The sequence below is a fragment of the Micromonospora sp. NPDC048935 genome, from assembly GCF_043197875.1.
Lineage (GTDB): Bacteria > Actinomycetota > Actinomycetes > Mycobacteriales > Micromonosporaceae > Micromonospora.
In genome coordinates this window covers 176,658-195,641 of the sequence record NZ_JBICTZ010000007.1, presented here as the reverse complement: position 1 = coordinate 195,641, position 18,984 = coordinate 176,658, and the positions used below count along the sequence as shown (strand labels likewise).

Genomic DNA, 18,984 nt, shown 5'->3' with positions numbered 1-18,984 from the left:
CGTAGCCGCGCGCGGCCCGCGGGCCGCCGCCCCACGTTTATTTCCGCCCCCCCGGCGCACCCTTTGGCCCCCGGCCCCGCCCCCGGGCCCCCGGGGGGGCCCCCCCGGGGGGGGGGGCCCCCACCCCGGTCCGTTTCAGGAGACCCAGCCCTTGTCGTACATGTGCTGCATCATGGGTCCGACGGCGTTCGGGTTGTTCCGAAAGAACTGCTGTGTCTCGGCTACACGGACCGGGTCCAGGAACTGTCGGAACGCGGCGATGTACTGCGGGCGGGGCATGATGAGCGCACCCGGCACCGGGGCCGGCTGACCGCCGCCCAGCGCCACGGCGTCGTGGATGTGGTTCTCGCCGACCTTCCAGACCGTCGGCTGAGCGGCGTACTGCGCGAACCGGGTCAGTCGCAGCAGCATGGCAGCCGACCGGGCGACCTTCGGTCGGTCGGCGAACTGGGCGAGGCTCGGGTCCTCCAACGGCAGGGCCGATTTGATCTCGGACCGCAGGGTGACGACGTTCACCCTCAGGGTGGCCCGGGTAGAAGGGGTCGTCCGCATCCGATCTATTGCGGTCGCGCGGTGGTGGAGGCGCACCGTGTCGGTGATGGACTGGACGTAGTTGCGCAGCATCTCGCCCCTCTTGGCGGCAGGGCTGTCCTTGCTCGCGCCGGTGCTCGCCAGCTCGTCCCTCAGCGCGGCGAAGATGTCGCCGGCCGCCAGGTTGACGGCCTCGAAGTCGTCGACGAGCTTCTTCTGACGATTCCTGTCGTTGTCGGCAACCCACTCGTCGACGTGCTCGTCGGTGAGCAGCCCGGCGATCTCGCCGGCGCACGCGACGAGACCCATCAGCGGGCTGTCGAGTCGGATCGCGGCCGGCAGGCCATGACCCGGGAGGAGTGGGAGCGCGCCCTCCTCGTACAGGACCGTGACGCCCTGTGCTCGCCAGATCGCGATCTCCTCGTCGTGCCTTATGCGGGAGTGCAGTTCGCCGGCCATGATCACACGGGTGCCGCCCGCGAAGGCGGCCATGACCGCGTTCTGCGGCGCGGCCGGCGCGGTGCCGGTGGTGGTCGGTTGGGTCACGGAACTCCTCCTAAGGACTGAATCGACAACAGCCTGTACCGTATGGAGTTGGCAACTGACGATCAGTAACGCGGGCGACAAGAGGCTGTCCGATCAATGACGGGCGTTGCGAGGCATCTCGGCGACCCGCTCCGGCGGGATGTCATTGATGAACGCGCCCAAGGCGGAGTGATGCTCGTGCCTAGGCGTCAACGGCTTCCGCGCCGTCCTTGGCGGCTTGGTCCGCTCGCTCGTTGCCGGATCGCCGCCCGGACTCCGGCTCGACCGCCCTCATGAATCAGGCCCTAGGTGTGTCGCTGAAGGCTCAGGTGGAGATGGGGTGGCGGCGGCGGTTGGGGTCGACGGCGTACATGCGGGCCTGGGCGACGTCGAAGTACATGCCGGTCAGGGTGAGGCGGCCGGCGGCGACTGCGTCGTTGACGGTGGGGTGGGTGCGCAGGTTCGCCAGTTGCTGGGTGATGTTGGCGGTGCAGCAGGCTTGTTCGTCGGTCGGGTCGTCGAAGTGCACGCCGGAATGGGCGAGCCAGCGGCCCAGTGCCGAGTCGGTGTCAGTTGTGCCGCTCATCAGGGCTCGTACCGCGCTGCAGCCGGAGTGTCCGCAGACGGTGATGGTCGTGACGCCGAGGACGACGATCGCGTAGTCGATCGCGGCGGCGACCGAGGTATCGAGGGCGTCGTGAGCGGGCACGATGTTGCCGACGTTACGCACGCAGAACAGGTCGCCCGGGCCGCTGGCGGTGATGAGGTTGGGTACCAGGCGCGAGTCGGCGCAGGTGATGAAGAGTTGGTCGGGTGCTTGGCCGCTGTGGGTGAGTTCGGCGAGTTCGGGTCGAACAAGCGGCGCGACGCTGCGTTCGAATTCGCGGATGCCGGCTGCCATGGCGTGTTGGCGGTCGCGGTTGGCGCCCTGCCACCGCGACCAGGAGCCGAGGAAGCGTGGGGTGCTCTTGCCGGCGCCGAGTCGGTCGGAGGTGGCGCGGTGGAACCAGGAGTCGTGCACCTCGCTGATGTGGACGTCGCCGCCGGTCCGGGTGTAGGACTGCTGCCAGTCGCGGAGGGTTTCGTAGGCGCCGTGGTCGAGGTAGTCCAGATGTAGTTCGATTTCGACGCGCTGGGCGGCGGGTAGCGCGGTGAGTCCGCGGATGAGCCGCCCGGAGGCGATGAACGCCAGGGTTCCGGAGATCGACACGAGCCACGTGTCGGGTGCCGGTTGGGTGGTCCGGATCTCGCAGCGGGCGAGGCGCCACAGCATGAACAGCACCGCTGCCGCCATGCCGAGGCCGACGCCGGTGAGTAGGTCGGTGGCGGTGACACCGGCTGCGGTGATCAGGTAGACGGGCAGTTCCCGGTGCCGGGCATAGGTGCGGATCTGCGCGAGGCTGACCAGTCGCAGGCCGACGACCACGAGGACCGCGGCGAGGGCGGCCATCGGGATCATCTCCAGCACCGCGGCGCAGAGCAGCACGAACACGGCGATCCAGACGCCGTGCAGGATGGCCGAGGCTCGGGTGCGGGCGCCGGCTGTGACGTTTGTCGAGCTGCGCACGATGACGCCGGTGACCGGCAGGCCGCCCAGGGTGCCCGAGACGGCGTTCGCGGCGCCCTGGGCGATGAGTTCCCGGTTGAGGTTGGCGCGTGGCCCGTCGTGCATCCGGTCGACGGCCACCGCAGAGAGCAGGGACTCCACGCTGGCGACCAGGGCGATGGTGATGACGGCCACGGTGATCTCACGCAGCGGTGCCTCCGGCCAGCGGGCGGTGGTCAGTTCACTGAGCGGCTCGGCGGGCAGATCTACCCTCTGCACGTCGACGCCCAGGGCCGTGGCGACGACGGTGGCGGCAACCACCGCGATCAGCGCCGCCGGTAGTAACGTCGTCCTGACCAGACGCGGCCAGATCAGCAGCAGCGCGATGGTCAACGCACCCAGCAAGACGGACACTCCGTGGTGACCGGCGATCTGACCGGGTAGGTCACGCAGGTTCGCCCACGCGGAGCTCTGGGGCGCGCCGCCGAGCACCACGTGAATTTGGCTCAGTGCGATGACCAGCCCGATGCCGGCGAGCATGCCATGCACAACTGCCGGTGACAGTGCCAGCGCTGCCCGGCCGAGGCGCGTGACGCCCAGCAGAATCTGCACCCCTCCGGCGACGGCCACGATCGCGGCGGTGCCGGCGAAGCCGAACTCGACGATGGTGCCCGCGACGATCACGGTGAGGCCGGCCGCCGGTCCGCTTACCTGCAGCGGAGCCCCGCTGAGTGCGCCCGCGACGATACCGCCCACGACGGCGGCGATCAGCCCGGCCAGCAACGGCGCACCTGACGCCGCAGCGATACCCAGGGACAACGGGATCGCGATCAGGAAGACCACAATCGATGCGGCGAGGTCATGCCGGAATGTCTTAAGGGACATTCCGGAAAGGTACCTGCGTAGAGTTAACGAGAAATTACAACCTGTGACGTATCCGGGGGTGTGGCTCCGGGAGGACCTCCACCACGTCGGCAACGCTGCGCCGGACGGCGTGGCCCACCTGGCGGCGTGGACGGCCGCCGGGTTTCCGCGCCCGACCTGGCCGAACACCCGATGCCCAGCAGGTGACGGGCCGCGAGGCGCAGGAGTCGCTCCCGGTAGAGGGCGGCGACCTGCTCCCGGTTCGAAAGGTCGGTGGCGTCGGCCCATGGTGATACTCACACTCGGTCCACAGTGGCCCAAAAGCCGTCACGCACGTGCGAGCATCGAGGCACGTTACGTAACTGTGGACGTTGGGTGGTTGGGGGAGCATGCCCAAGAGTCAGGTGCGGCGTGACCACTTCGGCGGCCTCCTCAGGACCCTCCGCTTGGAGCGGCGGCTGACCCAGGAGGAGCTTGCCGAGGCGGCCGGTTCCAGTGTCCGCGGCATCCGGGAGATGGAGCGCGGCCGGGTGCGCAGCCCGCAACGACGGACGGTGGCGTTGCTCGCCGATGCCCTGCGGCTGGACGGGGCGGACCGCGACCGTTTCGTCGCCCTGGCCCGGGTCGAGCGGCTGCCGCACGACCGAGCGGCGGTGCCGGACGACCGAGCGGCGGTGCCGCACGACCGCGTCGCGGTGCCGGATGACCACGCGGCGGTGCCGCACGACCGCGTCGCGGTGCCGCACGACCGCGTGCCGATGCCGCAGGAGCGCTCCGCGGTGGTCGTACCCGGGGAACTGCCCGCCGCCGTTCCGGACCTGGCCGGCCGGGAGGAGATCCTGCAACGGCTCTCGGAGCTGGCCGCCGACGTCACCTCGGGGCGGCCGGACACCGCCTCGGTGGTGGTGCTGCACGGGCCGCCGGGGATCGGCAAGACCAGCCTCGCCGTCGTCGCCGGACATCGGCTCAGCCCGGCCTTCGCCGGCGGGCAGCTCTTCGTCGACCTGCAGGGCTCCTCGCCGGACGGCCCGGTCGACCCGGCCGAGGCGCTGGCCGGCCTGCTGCGGTCACTCGGGGTGCCGGACAACCGGGTGCCGGTGTCGGCGGCCGAGCGGGGTGGTCTGTTCCGCACCCTCACCCGGGACCGGCCGCTGCTGGTGGTCCTGGACAATGCCGCAGGTGAGGCACAGGTACGCCCACTGCTGCCGGCCGGGCGGGGATGCCTGGTGCTGGTCACCTGCCGGCGTCCACTGACGGGTCTTGCCGGTGCGGTCCGCCTGCCTCTCGACCTGCTCGCCCCGGCAGCCGGTCGAATGCTGCTCGCGGCGATCGTCGGTGCGGACCGGATCGCCGCCGAGCCGGCCGCGACCGACCACCTCGTCAAACTCTGCGGCCGACTGCCGCTGGCCGTCCGGATCGCCGGCAACCGCCTCGCCAGCCGACCACAGTGGTCTGTCGGTTGGCTGGTGGACCTGCTCCGCGACCAGCGTCGGCGGCTGACCGAGCTGACCGCCGGAGACCTGGGCGTCCGATCCGCGTTCGAGGTCTCCTACCGGCAACTGGACCCGACGACCGCCCGCGTGTTCCGGCGGGCCTCGCTGATTCCCGGCACCGACTTCGAAGCCGCGCTGGTCTCCGCCGTGGCCGGCATCGACGAGGAGACCGCGGCGGCGGCCCTGGAGGAGTTGGTCGAGGCCGGTGTCCTCCTGACCCTGCGGGACCGGTACCAGTTCCACGACCTGGTCCGGCTCTACGCCCAGGAACGCCTCGACGCCGAGGAACAGCAGGTCTGCCGGACGGGGGCGCACGATCAGATGGTCGGCTGGCTGCTGCGGCGTACCCGGCAGGCGGGCTTGATGTTCGAACCGCTCGCCGCTCGGGGCGACTCCCCGTTCGACGACGATCGGGCGGCGGCGTGCTGGTTGGATCGGGAGTCCGGCAACTGGCTGGCGGCGCTGCGCGACGCGGCCCGGAGTGGTCGGCACGCCGACGTGGTCGCGGTCACCAGGGCGCTGCACTGGTACTCCGACGGCAACAGTCACCGGCACTCCTGGGACGAGATCTTCTCGTTGGGGGTGGCCGCGGCCCAGGCCGCCGGCAGCCCTCGCGACGAGGCCGTCCTGCTGAACTTCCTGGGCTGGGCCCGGTACTTCTGCCGGGACCGCAACACCGACGGGCTGGCCGCCCTGGACCGGGCGCTGGAGTTGGCCCGGCGGATCGGGGACCGCCGGCAGGAGGCGTGGGCGCTGACCTACCGCGCCGCGATCTTCATTCGGATCGGCAGCGGCGGGGAGGCCGTCGACCACTGCCGCCGGGCCGTGGCCCTGTTCCGCGAGATCGGGTACGCCCTCGGCGAGCACAGCGCGGCGAGCGTGCAGGGCGGAGCACTGGCCGCGCTCGGCCGGTTCGCCGAAGCGGCCGACCTGCACCGCGACGTGTTGGTGTTCTACGCCCGTGGCAGCACTGGTCTCAGTCGTACCGGCGCGGCGGTGGCCAGGGCCGGGGCGATGATGAGCCTCGGGGCGGACCTGGCCGGGCTGGGCCGGTGGCGGGCCGCCGCCGACGAGTACGCCCGTGCCCGGCGGTTGTTCCACCGGTGCGGCGCGACGTTCAGCGAGGCCAACGCCATCCACCGGTACGGGCTCGCGCTCCAGGCGTTGGGTGAGGTCGACGCGGCGGCCGAGGCGCTGCGGTCGGCGCTGGCCCTGTATGCCGCGCTGTGCTGCCCGTGGTGGGAGGCGCAGACCCTGTACGCACTCGCGGCGCTGGCCGGCGAGGCCGCCGACGCCCGTCAGTTGCGTGAGCGGGCACTCGACCGGTGTGGCGAACTGGACGCACCGGAGGTGCGGACTCTGCGCGCCAGCCTGCGACGCGAACTGGCCGAGTCCTGATCCCGAGCACGTACCGGGCCCCGCCGACGGTGCGGCGGGGCCCGATGTGCATGGTCAGGGTCAGTTGCAGGTGGTGCCGTTGAGGGTGAACGGGACCGGGGTGGAGGGGGAGCCGTCCGCGGTGAAGCCGACGTTGACGGCCCCGCCGGTCGGGATGCTGACGTTCTGGCTTTCGTTGGTGACGGTCACCGCCGCGCCGGTCTGCTGGAAGATGCCGTTCCAGTGGCCCTGGACGAGTTGCCCGCCGGGGAAGGTCCAGCCCAGCGACCAGCCGTTGATGGCCGGGCCGTCGTTGTAGACGGTGACGCTGGCACTGTAGCCGGTGCTCCACGAGTTGGTGACGACGAAGGAGACCCGGCAGGTGCTGGCGATCGGCGTCGCCGGCACGATGTTGCCGTAGTCGTCGCGGGCGGTGGCGAAGTCCTGGAACCCGAAGCCCGGACCGGCCGATCGGGTGGTGGTGCCGGCGGCGAGCACGGTGCCGTTGGCGTTGACGGAGTAGACCGGGCCGCCACTGTCGCCGCCGCGGGCGGCCTCGTCGCCGTCGAGCTGGGTGGCCTCGACGAGATCCTCGATGTCGTCGTAGTGGAAGTCGACCCGCAGGTTGCAGACCGGACCGCCGATCTCACCCGCGGAGGTGTGGCCGGACTGGCAGAGCAGTTGGCCGGGGTAGACCTCGGTCCAGCCGACCACCTGGGCCCGGACCTCGTCCTGCTGACCGCCGACGTAGAGGTGCTCGCCGGGGGTGGCCGTCGAAATGATCATCGTGTCGTGGTCGTCGTTGCTGTCGACCGCGTAGCCGACAAGCGTGCCGGTGCCGGTGGCCAGGCCGACGTGCCAGGGCGAGCCGATGGCACCGCAGTGTTCGGCGGTGAGGAGGTAACCGGCGTCGGTGTCCACATCGCGTACGCCGAAGCCGGCGGTGCACCAGGGTACGGTGACCCCGATGCTCGCTCCGCCGTCGAACGGCGCGGCGTCGTTGGCCCGCGACCGTTCGACCATCCGGTCGCTTTTCACGAAGCTGGTGCGGACGCCGGTGGCCGGCAGCTTCGGCAGCTTGGCGCCTGCGCTGTAGTCCACGCCGATGTCGATGCCGGTGCCGTCGGTGCGCAGCCGGACCGAGTGGCTGGCGTCCGCCGGGTCGGCCTTCACCACCGGGGTGAGGGCGGCAGCCGCCTTGCGCAGTTCGGCGCGGGAGTAGGTGGCCTTGGCCACCTGGACCGGCGCGGTGCGGCGGGCGGCGGTGACCGCTGCGGTGATGTCGGCGGGTGGTGCACCCTTCCACCACAGGGTGACGTGGTCGTCGACCAGGCCGATGCCGGTGTAGCCGCGTGCCGGTGCGCGTTCCACCGCGGTGCGGATGACATTGGCGGCGTCGACAAGCGGGGCCTGGTCGACCATCCGGTCCAGGGTCGGTGCCGGGATGATGTCGAGGATGGAGGCGGCGGCGCCGGCCGCCCCGGGCTGGCCGGACTCCGCGTACGCGGAGGTGGGACCGGCGAGCGCCGTCGCGCCGACCAGTGCCCCGGCGATCACCGTAGAGGTGATCGCTTTCCGAAGTGATGTCATGGCGCTGAGTCAAGCAACGTGCGCTGTCGGGAGACAGGCACGACGCCCGGCAGGAGTCAACAAGCCGGCGGTCCTGCCGGCGGTCGAGCGCGCTCCTGCGCCGATCTTGCACTTTCTGTCGCCGTTACGTGGGCTTTTGCGGCATATACGGCGACACAAAGTGCAAGATCGCGAGGGTGGGAGGGTGGGGCTACAGCTCGTGCTGGTTGCGGAACTTGGTGAGCTGGTTTGGTGGCAGGCAGGCGGTCAGGTTCCGTTCCAGGTCGACAAGTTCCAGGTCGACCGCGTACACCACGAAGTCATCGGTGACCGGCAGCGTTGCCGACCAGTCGCGCACGTTCAGCCGAGCCGCGACCCCGCACCACAGTCGCCGGCCGATCTCGGATCCGGCTGCCACGTCATCGTCGTCCGCGTCGAGCAGGGCGAGTTCCTGCTGTACGAGACGCGACGGTTCCGTGTCGCCGAGGTCGATGCCGGTGCTGGCCTCGAAGTCCGCCGGCGACCAGGCAGCCCGGGCTTCGATCGAGGCCAGCTCGGCGCGCTCGTCCGCGGTGGCCGCGCTGATGTCGATCACCAGCTGCGTCGGCCGGTCGTAACTGAGGGCGAGGCAGGCGACGGGGGCGTCGACCGTCAGCCGTGCGGCGGCGTCCGGTATCAGCGCGACCGCCATGTCCTCGATGGCGCGACACGCCGCCTCAAGATCGAAACCCGCGGGCGGCCGGGCGTAGCGCACCTGCGACTCGCGGCCCCAGATCCGGACGAGCCGCAGCAGACCCCGGTCGTCGTGCTCGGCCACCAGCACGGCAGGCGGGCCACCGCTGTGCGAGATCTCGACACGGCTGATCCGCCCGTCCGTGTAGACGTACGATTCCCGCCCCGAGCCGCGTCGCGCGACCATGGCGGCCGTGCGCATCAGCCCGTCTTCGAAGCGGTACTCGTGCAGGTGGATCGGGCCGTCCGTGTCGAAGTGCGCCGCCTCGACAACCTCGTCACCGTGATGGAAGAACGTCTCGCGGTGCCGGGTGCCGTTGAGGAAGCCGCTGTACTCCTCGACCACGGCCACGCGGCCCTGGGCATCGAACCCGATACGCAGCACGTCCCGATCCAGCGGGGGACGGGTGTCCAGACGACGCCCAGGCTTGCGGAGATCCCGTTCGAAGTGCAACGGGCGCAGGTCGAGACCCGGCCAGGTGTACCAGTCCCAGCCCTCGACGAGCGCGGTCGCCGTCAGTTTTCGGGTCTCGTATTCGTCGGCGAGCTGAGCGAACCGCGCGGCAGGATCAGGCATGTCCAGGATCGTATGAGGAGGCCCTGACGTGCAGATCGTTCAGTGTGGAGGCGAGTCGGGCTGCGAGCGACGCGTCGGCGCGGGTGAGTTCCGCGATCAGCGCGGCCGTCGCCGCGCGGAGAGCGCGGGTGAGTTCGGCGTCGTCGAGCGCACGGACCAGGGTGGCGTTCAGCGGCGCGGTCACGTCCGGAGGAAGCAGGTGAGCCCCTTTCGCGTAGCTGGTGGGATGACCGAGGCGCAGGCAGGCCAGGGCGAGAACCTGGCCGCGTAGGGCGCTGATCCACTGCTCGGCCTGCCACCAGCGGTGGCGCTGGATGCAGATCCACGCGTGCAGGGCGTGGTGCCAACCCAACCCGACCAGGGTCCGCCGGTCGGGGGACGGATCTTCCTGCGCCGGTGCGGGATCCCCGAAGACGGTACGCCAGCTCGGACCGCGCGGCCCGAACTGGGCGGCCGGGGTGAACCCGATGTCCACCTCGAGCATGCCGGGGAGCAGAAAGACCCGGTACACCGAGGAGCCGGACGGCAGGTCCCAGTGATGGACGGCGGCGAAGTCACGGTAGAGCAGGTCACTCCAGTGCTGCAGCGCCGAATCCAACGAGCCGTTGATGCCGAGGACCAGGTCGATGTCGGACCACCGGTCTGCGCCCTCGACGGCGTGGGATCCGGTGATCGCGGCCCCGACGACGGCGGGGTCACGGTCGGCGGAGGCGAGCAACTGCTCCCGGATCGAGTCACGCGCGTCAACGGAGAACACCGCGCCACCCTACGCCTCGACTCCGCTGGCGAACCGGGACCGCTCTGCCACCCGTTCACGGCGGCCCGACGAGGCGGCCGTGCCCGCGCCCAGTCGGGTCTGCGGCTGGATGACGCCGCGGCGGCTCAGGTGTTGTCGAGCACGAACGTTCGCATCAGGTCTGCGCATTCGGCCGCGTGCGTCTCCAACAGGAAGTGCCCGCCGTCGTAGATGTGCGCGTCCATGCGCGCGAGAGCGCGGTGGTAGGCGAGAACCTCGTCGACGTCGAAGAACGGGTCGTGCCGTCCCCAGAGCACCAACGCCGGTGGCTGGTGGGCCCGGTGGTACTCGGCCAGCTCGGCGAAGCGGGCGACGTGGTTGGCGTAGTCGGTGAACAGCGCGAACTGGGCCTCGATGTTGCCCGGCCGACGCATGCGGTCCCAGTCGAGGTGCCACGACTCGGGGGGTTGCAGGGTGCGCACGCCCTCGGGTAGCCCGGAGAGATACTGGTCCCGGGTCCCGTCGAAGGTCAACCAGTCCGGCAGTGTGGCCCGCCGCTGGTCGGTCGGGTCGGCCCAGTACGCCCTGGCGTCGTCCCACTGCTCGCCGAGCCCGTCGTCGTGCGCGTTGCCGCTCTGGACGATGAGGCCCCGGATGCGACCGGGGTCGCGGGTGGCCAGGTGGTAGCCCACGGGTGCGCCGAAGTCGTGCAGGTAGACGAAGAAGCGTTCCACTCCGAGCTTGTCGAGTAGGTGTTCGACCGTCCGGGAGAGGTTCTCGAAGGTGTAGTCGTACGCGTCGATGGTCGGTGACGACGACATGCCGAAGCCGGGAAGATCGGGCGCGATGACGTGCGCGACCTCGGCCAGCGTGGGCATGACCTCGCGGAAGGTGTGCGACGAGCTCGGAAACCCGTGCAGCAGCAGCACGGTCGGCTGGTCGGCGCGCCCGGCCTCGCGGAAGAACACCTCCAGGCCGTCGACGTCCGCCTGTCGATGGCGGACCTTCTGGATCGCCTGCATCGCGTCCTCCTCCCACAGCGGTTGGTGAGGGCCCAGTCGGGTGCCCGCCGGGCGGCCACGCACCCCGGGCAGCGACGTCCATTGTTGCCCGCCCGGCCGGGCCGCGCAGGCGGTGTCGGTCCAACCCGTCCGTCGCGCACGGTCTGCTGATTCCCGGATTTTCTGGTACGGGCAGCCGGTGGGCGTCGACAATCGGGCCACGACGGCGATCCTGCTGTCGATCACCCGGTGTGTCGTTGGGGTCCAACTGTCCCCGATCAGTGGTGTCTGCGCACAACCCGGTCCCGCAGACTCCGGTGAGTGACCACCTACCCTGGAAAGAAGAAGATCGGGAATCTCGGTGGCGACAGTGCATCCCGGCTCGTTCTGCTCGAAGCAGGGCGCGCGTGGAGTGACGAAGACCGGTAAGGCGATGGTGTGCACGACCACCGCGACGGATTCCAGGAAGCGGTGGCGCGCGGCGTAGTCGACGGAAGACGACGACGCCCGGCCACCGCGAATGGTGGCGGGCTTCGTCGTCGGTCATGGACCAGCACCGGCTGGTCGGGATGGTACGCCCGCCGGCCGTTACCCGACCCGACAGCGCCGCCGGCAGAGTCTCAGCGCCGATGCGCCTGCCCGCGGTTGAGGTGGCCGTGGAACCATGCCGCCGCCGTGGCGGCATCTGTGGTCGGATCGACACAGTCGAGCCGCAGCCCGGCGGGGCCCGCGGTGTCGATGAGGGCGTCAGCGGCGCGTACGCCGTCGTCCCAGTGGAGACACGCCGGGCTCCAGCCGCCACGCAGGTTCTTGCCGTCATAGTCGAGCCGCAGGGTCTGGTAGATCCGGTTTCCCCGGAGGAAGTCGTACGACGCGATCATCCAGAGCGTGCCGTCATCGTCCTGGTGGTACCAGTCCTGAACATCCGGGACGAGCTTCGCGAGTTCGGTGAAGAAGGCGGTCTCGTCGGCGGTGGGTTCGGCGTCCCGCACGGATCCGATTCTCGCAGACCGGGCAGCTCGACCACGACAGCCTGCCGCCCCCGCCCCCGCCCGCGTCGGTGTCGATGGGGTCGGCTCACCATCACCGGGGCCGGCGGGAGGCCGGCGACCTGATCACGAACAGCACCATGAGTAGGGCCAGGACCGCGAGGCCGGTGCTGACCTGGAATCCGCTGCGCATGCCGTTGGCGATGAGCGCGGCGGTGGGCGCGGTGCCCTCGACCTGCGGGGCGTCACCGACGACCGAGGTGTACACCGTGGACAGGACGGCCACCCCGAGTGTCGCACCGGACATCATGATCGCTTGGAGCAGCCCGGACGCGGCTCCGGCGTCCTCGGGGTCCACCGTCGACATGATGGTGACGTTGAGCGGAACGGCCACGAGGCCGAGGCCCGCACCGGCGAGCAGCAGCGGCCCGAACAGGCCGGCGAGGTAACCGGTGGTGGCGGAGATCTGGGTCAGCCAGGCGGTGGCGATCAGGAGTACGACGACACCGGTGGCGGCCGTCGCCTTCGCGCCGTACCTGCCCAGTGGTCTGGCCGCGTTCTGGGCGGTGACCAGCAGCCCGGCCGCCATCGGCAGGAAGGCGAGGCCGGCCTGCAGCGGGTTGAAGCCGGACACCTCCTGCACGAAGAGGATGAGGAGGAACTGCATGCTCAAGGTCACCATGGGCACCAGCAGCAGGCCCAGGTAGGCCCCCGCCCGGGAACGGTCGGCGAACACGCCGAGCGGCATGATCGGCTGCGGTGCCGTCCGTTCGAGCAGGACGAACGCGATCAGCGACAGGACGCCGACGCTCAGTCCGACCAGGGTGAGCGGGTCGTTCCAGCCCTGTTCGGCGGTGCGCACCAGCCCGAACACGACGCCGACCATGCCGACCAGGGAGGTCGCCGCCCCGGGCAGGTCGAAGCGGCCGACCGTCCGTGGTGACTCGTCGACGAATCGGCGCGCGAAGAGCAGCACGAACAGGCCGACCGGGACGTTGACGAACAGCACCCAGCGCCAGGAGGCCAGGGTGACGATGACGCCGCCGAGGATCAGGCCGAGGGTCATCGCCGACGCGGTCATCGAGGAGTAGATGCCGAGCGCTCTGGTCTGTGCGTCGCCCTGGAAGCTGATGACCAGCAGGGCGAGGGTGCTCGGCCCGGCGAGTGCCGCGCCGACGCCCTGCAGCGCCCGCATGGCGACAAGCCACTCCGCGTTCTGGGCCAGGCCGCCGAGCAGGGACGCCGCGGTGAACAGCGCGATGCCGGCCAGGAACACGCGCCGTCGGCCGAGGATGTCGCCGGCTCGACCACCGAGCAGCAACATGCCGCCGAACGCGAGGAGGAAGGCGTTGACCACCCAGGAGAGGCCGGCGGTGGAGAAGCCCAGGCCGTCTCTGATCACCGGCAGCGCCACGTTGATGACGGTGCCGTCGAGCATCAGCATGACCTCGCAGGACACCAGGATCGTCAGGGTCAGCGCGGCCGCCCGGCCGGTCCTCGGGGCCGGCGTCCGGGTGGTTTGCGCAGTGCGGGGCGGCGAACTCGACACGGATCCTCCTGCTTGAATAGCGTGGAGACGAGTGAGCAAATAGTGAACGTGCCCGTCTACTATATGGGCCGCGGTGTGACCGTGACAAGCTGCTCCCCGCGCGCTGGGGCAGAGAGGTGACCGATGACGACTCCGACCGGAGGGGCGGACCAGGCGGTCCGGGTCCAGGGGCGGCGACGGGGTGCGGATCTCGAGCGCGCGATCTTCGAAGCGGTGATCGACCAGCTCGGCACCGTCGGCTACGCCAAACTCACCATGGAGGGTGTGGCGGCGGCGGCCCGCACCGGCAAGGCCGCCCTCTACCGCCGGTGGGACAACAGGGACGACCTCGTCCGCGACGCCCTGGGCACCCTGCTGCCGGGGCCACCGGACGTGCCGGAGGGGACCCCCCTGCGTGCGGGTCTGCTGATCCTGCTCCACTACTTCGACTCGGCACTGTTCGGGTCCAGGGGTGCCGCGTTCCAGGCGGTCGCCGCCGGGAGCGGCAACGACGTGACGATGCTGCGTGCCCTCTTCCAGGCCCGGGTGACCGATCCGTGCCAGGACCGGATCCTGGCGCTGCTGCGCCGGGACGTGCCGGCGGGCGGGGCGTCGACGACCGACGAGGCGCACCAGAGGGCGTTCGCCACGGTCGGGCCCGCGATGCTGACGTACAACTGCGTCAACGGGCAGGACCGGAGCACCGACCGGCAGATCGAGTCCATCGTGGACGCGGTGCTCCTGCCGCTGGCACACGCGCACCGGTCAGCGAGTGCGCGGAAGCCCGGATAGCCCGCCCGTCCAGGAGTGTCGAGAACGGCCGGGCGGTTCCGTCTCTCAGTGGTGAGCGGCCGGTGTGGCCGCACGACAGAAAGGCGGACCCGCCATGGCGATCCAACGGATGGACAACGTCCTCATCGTCGTCGACGACCTCGACGCGGTCATCGCGTTCTTCGTCGAACTCGGTATGGAGGTGGAGGGCAGGGGGCCGGTCGAGGGACGTTGGGTGGAGCGTGTGATCGGGATCGACGACGCCCGGCAGGAGGTCGCGATGCTGCGGACCCCGGACGGCCACGGCAAGGTCGAGCTGGCGATGTTCCACACGCCGAAGGCGATCCGTACCGAGCCGACCGACGCCCCCACGAACACGCTGGGCATTCGTCGCATCATGTTCGCCGTCGACGACGTCGAGGACGTCATCGCCCGCCTCCGTACGCACGGGGCCGAGCTCGTCGGTGAGCTGGCCCAGTACGAGGACCTCTACCGGCTCTGCTACGTCCGCGGCCCGGAGGGCATCATCGTCGGACTGGCCGAACAGCTCGGCTGAGGGCCGCCGAAGGGTCACGCCCGAATGTCGGCGACCATGGTGTCCGCGTTCTCGAACGACTCGACCGCGCGGAACCCCTCGGCGGCGTACAACCCGGCGGCGAAGTTTGCCCGCTCCACGCTCAGCGACACCCGGCCGGTGCCGCGCGCACGCGCGACGTCCAGGGCGGCGCGCAGCAACACCCGACCCACACCTCGGCCCCGCCACGACTGCCGCACGCCGATGGTCAGCTCCGGCACGTCGTCACTCACGTACCCGTATCCCGGGTCGGCGGCGGTCAGGTGCCGCAACCAGGCCGCGCCGACCGGCCGGCCAGCCGGCTGCGTCGCGACCACCCCGACGTCGTCGGGCCGCATCCACCCGGTGACGTAGTGCGCGAACGCGGGATTCGCCAGGATCTGCTCGCGAGACCAGTTGCGCTCCGGCAGCCAGTTCACCGCCTCCACGAGCATGTCGACCAGGAACTCGCGATCGGTCGGGGTGGCCGCACGGATGTCGACGTTCTGCACCGCCACACCCTGCCACAGCGCCGCCGGTGACGACGTGCCCTGTTCCGGAACGCCGGGCTCAGGCGGCCAGGGTGCCGCCGGCAACGGTCACCGCAACGCTCTTCCCGGTCATCACCGCCGTGTACCGCGGCGTGCGACGGTAGCGGCACCCGGGCGGCGCGGCACGAGGCGGTGCCCGGCGCCTGGCTATGCTTCGGGGCATGTTCCGTGCGGCGCGGCCCGACGACTTCGAGCAGATCATCCGACTCTATCGGCAACTGAACGCGGACGATCCGGTGCTGGAGGATGGATCCGACGAGGCGGCCTTCCAGCAGATCGTCAGCTCACCGGGGCTGCACCTGTTCGTCCTCGAACTGGACGGGGTCGTCGTCGCCACGACGTACCTCAACGTGATCCCCAACCTCAGCCGGTCGGCTGCGCCCTACGCGGTCATCGAGAACGTCGTCGTCGACGAGGCGCGGCGCGGCACGGGCCTCGGCAGGCAGATCATGGCGGGCACGCTCCAGGCGGCGTGGGACGCCGGCTGCTACAAGGCGATGCTGATGACGGGCTCGCGCAACCCGGCGACCCACGCCTTCTACCGAGCCTGCGGGTTCTCGGCGGACGTCAAGACCGCGTACCTCGCACGACCACCCGAGCCAGCGGCCGTCGGTTAGGGAGGTGTCGGTGGCAGAGCGTTCTGCCACCGAACACGCTCGTCACCGTAAGTGGGCACCCCGTCGCCTGCCGCCTCCTGACACGACGGCGCGACCAGGCGTCCCCGCCACGCGTCTCGACCGACGCGCGGCTACCTCGGGTCGACCGCCGCCGTCGCGGCACCGGGCGGCGCCGTCGTCGGGAAGGTCTCGCGTAGCGCGGCGTCCAGTGACCGGCCGGTCGTCGGCTCGACGAACAGCTCGACGAGCAGGAGGTCCGCGAGGTGGCTCAGGTTGATGCCCGACTCCTTGCGGCCGAGGCCCTGTAACGCGCCGCCGAGGCGGAACGCGGCCTTCGCCGCGCCGGCCGGCAGGCGACCGACCCGGCGTCGTCGGCCGACCGCCTCGGCGATGCGCCCGATCATGTCGTCCCAGGTCAGGTTCTCGTCGGCGAGCGGGATGTCCGCGCCGCTGGCCTGCTCCAGGGCGTCCGCCGTGACCTCGGCGACGCTGCGCGCCGAGACCGCGGCGCTTCCGCCGGTCGGCACCGCGAGGGGGGTACGGGACCGCGCCCACCGGTCCAGCGGACCGGCCCAGTTCGGCAGCCGGTCACCGGCCCGACCGAACACGAAGGGCAGTTCGAGGACGGCGACGGGCAGATCCGGGCCGGCTGCCGCCCGTCCCTCGCGGGCCTGCTCGACCCGGCACCGGATGTACGTGTGCCGCTCGGCGAGCCGCCACCGCGGATGGAGCCTGTCGAAATGGGTGTAGTAGGAGCCCATCACGACACCGCGGGTGAGGCCCTCCAGGCGGGCGGCGGTGAACAGGCGCACCACCGGCTCGACGTTGTCGCGGCGAAACTGCGGATAGATCGGCTTGGGCAGCGGCCGCTGCTCGTCGGTACGGGTGGCGTACACGACGCCGTCGTGACCGGCGAGCAGCGGCCGCAGGTCCTCGATCGAGGCGGACCCGAGGTCGAGCAGATGGTCGACCCCCGGCTGGGCGGTCCGTGCCACAGTGGTCGTGGCATGACCGCGCTCGCCCAGCACGTCCACGACATGAGCGCCGATCAGGCCACTGCCACCCACCACGACAATTCGCACGGTGCATGGTCCACTCCGGACCGGGGTGCTTGTCAAGCCACCGACCCGGTGCCGGTTACTGCTTGTTCTTCGCCACGTTGTAGATGTCCAGGACGTCGTCGTCGAAGTAGGGACCGTACATGTTGCCGGAGTACTTGTACGACATCACCGAGTTGACGTACCCGAATCGGAGGGCGTTGTCCCAGGCCCGCAGGAACGGGCCCCCGCTGGCGCCATGGTTGAGCGGGCAGTCCTTCAGCTTGATCCGTTGTACCCCGGCGGCCTTGGTGGTGCCCTGGGCGTAGTACTGCGACAGGCCGTCGTACGGGTCCTCGCCCGGATAGCCGAGCAGCATCGCCGAGAGCGACTTGGACTTGTTGACGCTGAGGCCCTGCCCGCCGGTGACGTGCACGAGCCGGTCGCCCTTGCGCGGGTGCATGGTGACGAACGCGAAGTCCCACCAGAGATAGCCCCAGTCGACCCAACCCTCGACCGAGGTGAACTCCTTGGCGAACCAGAGGCCGTGCAGCGCTTCGCCCTCGGTGTACTCCGGGGCGTACGCCCAGTTGTCGTGCCAGACGGACCCGCCGTCACCGGGGTGTACGCAGTGCCCGGCGGTGGACACCATGTTCGCCTGCGGGTTGTTGATGGTCCCGCCGGAGCAGAAGAAGTCCTCGTCGTTGTGGGTGAAGAAGACGCGACCGACCCCGGGTGAGGCGTTCACCGCCTGGGTTCCCTGGCTGCCGCCCCCCACTGCCGCGCGCACGCCGGTCGCCGAGGAGCGTGGGGGCGTCGGCGTCGCCACGTCTCGTGCGGCACCGACGCGGCCGGGACGGTCGGCGGCCTCCCCGTCGAAGGTGTCGACCCCGTCCGGCATGGGAGCGGGTCGGGCCGCTCGCATGCGCTCCGGCGTCCAGTAGGCGTTCCCCGCCGACGCCGCGCTGTCCGCGTCGGTGGACACCCGCCCGTGGATGGTGGCGCGCGCCTCGGCCACGGTCGCGGAGGCACTGGGCGTGCCCGCTGCCGCGGCACCCGCCCGGGCCGGCGTCTGAACGACGGCGAGAGTGGTCAGCAGCATGATGCCCACCGAGACGAATCCGAGTTTCCTGCGCACGAGACCCCCTGAGATTGGCGCTCGGAGTCACCAGACTCCGACGTCGCATCGCCCACGCTAGGGTCGGACAGGAGATCCACAATGGTCCTGTCGTGTACGGCCGGTGACGGTTGCCTGACTGCGGAACGCGCCGCGGCGTGTCTGAGAAACCTTCACGAATTCGGGGGGTGGGGATGTCCGAGCCGCGCGCCTTCTGGCTGGACGAGCAATTCGACCGCGAGCACGGCACCGACACCGGTGGCCGCTACGAGGCCGAGGTGCGGCGGCGGATCGACGACTTCGCCGACACCTGGGGCGACATCTCGCCCGTCGAGTTCGCGGCGACGGCCTGGCGGGTCGCCACCGCGTTGTCGCCCGGTTTCGTCCGCTGGCACCGGCGGATCGTCTCGGCGACCTGTGCGCGGAGCCCGTGGGACGGCAGCATGGTCTGCGCCGTGACGGTGGTCTCCCGCTGGCCGGCCGAGCTCACCTGGACCAGGCAGTGGCAGCGCGACCGAGGCTGGCGGGACTGGCCCCAGCTGTTCGGCCAGTACACGACCCCGACGGAGCAGGACCAGACCCGCAGCCCGCACCTGCGGGCGATGCTCCAGGTCGAGGCACCGGTGCCACTGGACCAGCTGCCGCCGGCTCCGGACGGTCCGGACGACGACGTCGCCACCACGGCGCGCCGGGCCATGGTGGTGCTGGCCCGGGAGCTGAACGACCTTCTCGCCCCGATGATCGGCCAGCTCGACGCCGGGGTGCCCGCCGGCTCGTGAGTCCACCGGGCCGGTGGCATCGCGAAAAGAACCGGGGCGGACGGTTTTCACCGCCCGCCCCGGACTTCCGCCGTACCCGGCCCGGCCGCCG

15 protein-coding genes and 1 pseudogene are annotated in these 18,984 nt (G+C 70.7%); 5 read left to right on the top strand and 11 right to left on the bottom strand.

Annotation, left to right across the window (positions count from 1 at the left end):
• Positions 1-135: 135 nt before the first annotated feature.
• Together ACGFIW_RS20580 and ACGFIW_RS20575 are read right to left on the bottom strand one after the other, a co-directional pair.
• Positions 136-1,077 carry a hypothetical protein gene (locus ACGFIW_RS20580; RefSeq protein WP_393317894.1) on the bottom strand — a complete coding sequence of 314 codons (942 nt, stop codon included), beginning with the start codon at positions 1,075-1,077 and terminating at the stop codon, positions 136-138.
• A gap of 304 nt (positions 1,078-1,381) precedes the next feature.
• Complete coding sequence (locus ACGFIW_RS20575) at positions 1,382-3,655, bottom strand: SulP family inorganic anion transporter (protein WP_393317892.1); 2,274 nt, start codon at positions 3,653-3,655, stop codon at positions 1,382-1,384.
• A gap of 200 nt (positions 3,656-3,855) precedes the next feature.
• Between ACGFIW_RS20575 and ACGFIW_RS20570 the strand changes: the two genes are divergently transcribed.
• Positions 3,856-6,357 (top strand): ATP-binding protein, encoded by a 2,502-nt coding sequence (locus tag ACGFIW_RS20570; protein WP_393317890.1) that lies wholly within the window; start codon positions 3,856-3,858, stop codon positions 6,355-6,357.
• 60 nt (positions 6,358-6,417) lie between these two features.
• Here ACGFIW_RS20570 and ACGFIW_RS20565 read toward each other — a convergent pair whose 3' ends face one another.
• The 6 genes from ACGFIW_RS20565 to ACGFIW_RS20540 all read right to left on the bottom strand — a co-directional run bounded on the left by ACGFIW_RS20565 (position 6,418) and on the right by ACGFIW_RS20540 (position 13,489).
• On the bottom strand, positions 6,418-7,926 hold the full coding sequence (locus ACGFIW_RS20565) for a cellulose binding domain-containing protein (RefSeq protein ID WP_393317888.1): 1,509 nt from the start codon (positions 7,924-7,926) through the stop codon (positions 6,418-6,420).
• A gap of 190 nt (positions 7,927-8,116) precedes the next feature.
• Positions 8,117-9,214, bottom strand: coding sequence for a hypothetical protein (locus tag ACGFIW_RS20560; RefSeq protein ID WP_393317885.1), 1,098 nt, complete (start codon positions 9,212-9,214; stop codon positions 8,117-8,119).
• The gene (locus ACGFIW_RS20555) at positions 9,207-9,971 is read right to left on the bottom strand and encodes a hypothetical protein (protein WP_393317883.1); all 765 of its coding nucleotides are present in this window, start codon (positions 9,969-9,971) and stop codon (positions 9,207-9,209) included. Before ACGFIW_RS20555 ends, ACGFIW_RS20560 begins: the two co-directional genes overlap by 8 nt.
• A gap of 125 nt (positions 9,972-10,096) precedes the next feature.
• On the bottom strand, positions 10,097-10,972 hold the full coding sequence (locus ACGFIW_RS20550) for an alpha/beta fold hydrolase (protein ID WP_393317880.1): 876 nt from the start codon (positions 10,970-10,972) through the stop codon (positions 10,097-10,099).
• 599 nt (positions 10,973-11,571) lie between these two features.
• On the bottom strand, positions 11,572-11,943 hold the full coding sequence (locus ACGFIW_RS20545; protein WP_393317878.1) for a hypothetical protein: 372 nt from the start codon (positions 11,941-11,943) through the stop codon (positions 11,572-11,574).
• A 91-nt stretch (positions 11,944-12,034) separates the two neighbouring features.
• The gene (locus ACGFIW_RS20540) at positions 12,035-13,489 is read right to left on the bottom strand and encodes an MFS transporter (RefSeq protein ID WP_393317875.1); all 1,455 of its coding nucleotides are present in this window, start codon (positions 13,487-13,489) and stop codon (positions 12,035-12,037) included.
• A 123-nt stretch (positions 13,490-13,612) separates the two neighbouring features.
• Here ACGFIW_RS20540 and ACGFIW_RS20535 point away from each other — a divergent pair, with 123 nt between their 5' ends.
• Both ACGFIW_RS20535 and ACGFIW_RS20530 read left to right on the top strand, forming a co-directional pair.
• Positions 13,613-14,260: a TetR family transcriptional regulator gene (locus ACGFIW_RS20535; RefSeq protein WP_393317873.1), complete on the top strand. Its 648-nt coding sequence runs from the start codon at positions 13,613-13,615 to the stop codon at positions 14,258-14,260.
• Positions 14,261-14,354: 94 nt separating this feature from the next.
• Positions 14,355-14,795: a VOC family protein gene (locus ACGFIW_RS20530; RefSeq protein WP_393317871.1), complete on the top strand. Its 441-nt coding sequence runs from the start codon at positions 14,355-14,357 to the stop codon at positions 14,793-14,795.
• A 14-nt stretch (positions 14,796-14,809) separates the two neighbouring features.
• Here the strand turns inward: ACGFIW_RS20530 and ACGFIW_RS20525 are convergent, their stop codons facing one another.
• Positions 14,810-15,304: a GNAT family N-acetyltransferase gene (locus ACGFIW_RS20525; protein WP_393317868.1), complete on the bottom strand. Its 495-nt coding sequence runs from the start codon at positions 15,302-15,304 to the stop codon at positions 14,810-14,812.
• Positions 15,305-15,480: 176 nt separating this feature from the next.
• Between ACGFIW_RS20525 and ACGFIW_RS20520 the strand changes: the two are divergent.
• Positions 15,481-15,960 (top strand): annotated as a pseudogene (locus ACGFIW_RS20520) (GNAT family N-acetyltransferase); the annotation flags it as partial.
• A gap of 131 nt (positions 15,961-16,091) precedes the next feature.
• On the opposite strand, the gene ACGFIW_RS20515 reads toward ACGFIW_RS20520, so the two are convergent.
• Both ACGFIW_RS20515 and ACGFIW_RS20510 read right to left on the bottom strand, forming a co-directional pair.
• Entirely contained in the window at positions 16,092-17,042 is a 951-nt protein-coding gene (locus ACGFIW_RS20515; protein WP_393317866.1) for an NAD(P)H-binding protein, read from the bottom strand.
• Between the two features lie 55 nt (positions 17,043-17,097).
• Positions 17,098-18,135 (bottom strand): trypsin-like serine peptidase, encoded by a 1,038-nt coding sequence (locus ACGFIW_RS20510; RefSeq protein WP_393317863.1) that lies wholly within the window; start codon positions 18,133-18,135, stop codon positions 17,098-17,100.
• A gap of 173 nt (positions 18,136-18,308) precedes the next feature.
• Between ACGFIW_RS20510 and ACGFIW_RS20505 the strand changes: the two genes are divergently transcribed.
• Positions 18,309-18,893 carry a hypothetical protein gene (locus ACGFIW_RS20505; protein ID WP_357524610.1) on the top strand — a complete coding sequence of 195 codons (585 nt, stop codon included), beginning with the start codon at positions 18,309-18,311 and terminating at the stop codon, positions 18,891-18,893.
• Positions 18,894-18,984: the final 91 nt, after the last annotated feature.

What these genes read in the sequence shown, in the direction of transcription:
- ACGFIW_RS20570 (WP_393317890.1), top strand. Translation starts at nt 3,856, where the DNA reads ATGCCCAAGAGTCAGGTGCGGCGTGACCACTTCGGCGGCCTCCTCAGG.
- ACGFIW_RS20565 (WP_393317888.1), bottom strand. Translation starts at nt 7,926, where the DNA reads ATGACATCACTTCGGAAAGCGATCACCTCTACGGTGATCGCCGGGGCA.
- ACGFIW_RS20560 (WP_393317885.1), bottom strand. Translation starts at nt 9,214, where the DNA reads ATGCCTGATCCTGCCGCGCGGTTCGCTCAGCTCGCCGACGAATACGAG.
- ACGFIW_RS20550 (WP_393317880.1), bottom strand. Translation starts at nt 10,972, where the DNA reads ATGCAGGCGATCCAGAAGGTCCGCCATCGACAGGCGGACGTCGACGGC.
- ACGFIW_RS20535 (WP_393317873.1), top strand. Translation starts at nt 13,613, where the DNA reads ATGACGACTCCGACCGGAGGGGCGGACCAGGCGGTCCGGGTCCAGGGG.
- ACGFIW_RS20530 (WP_393317871.1), top strand. Translation starts at nt 14,355, where the DNA reads ATGGCGATCCAACGGATGGACAACGTCCTCATCGTCGTCGACGACCTC.
- ACGFIW_RS20505 (WP_357524610.1), top strand. Translation starts at nt 18,309, where the DNA reads ATGTCCGAGCCGCGCGCCTTCTGGCTGGACGAGCAATTCGACCGCGAG.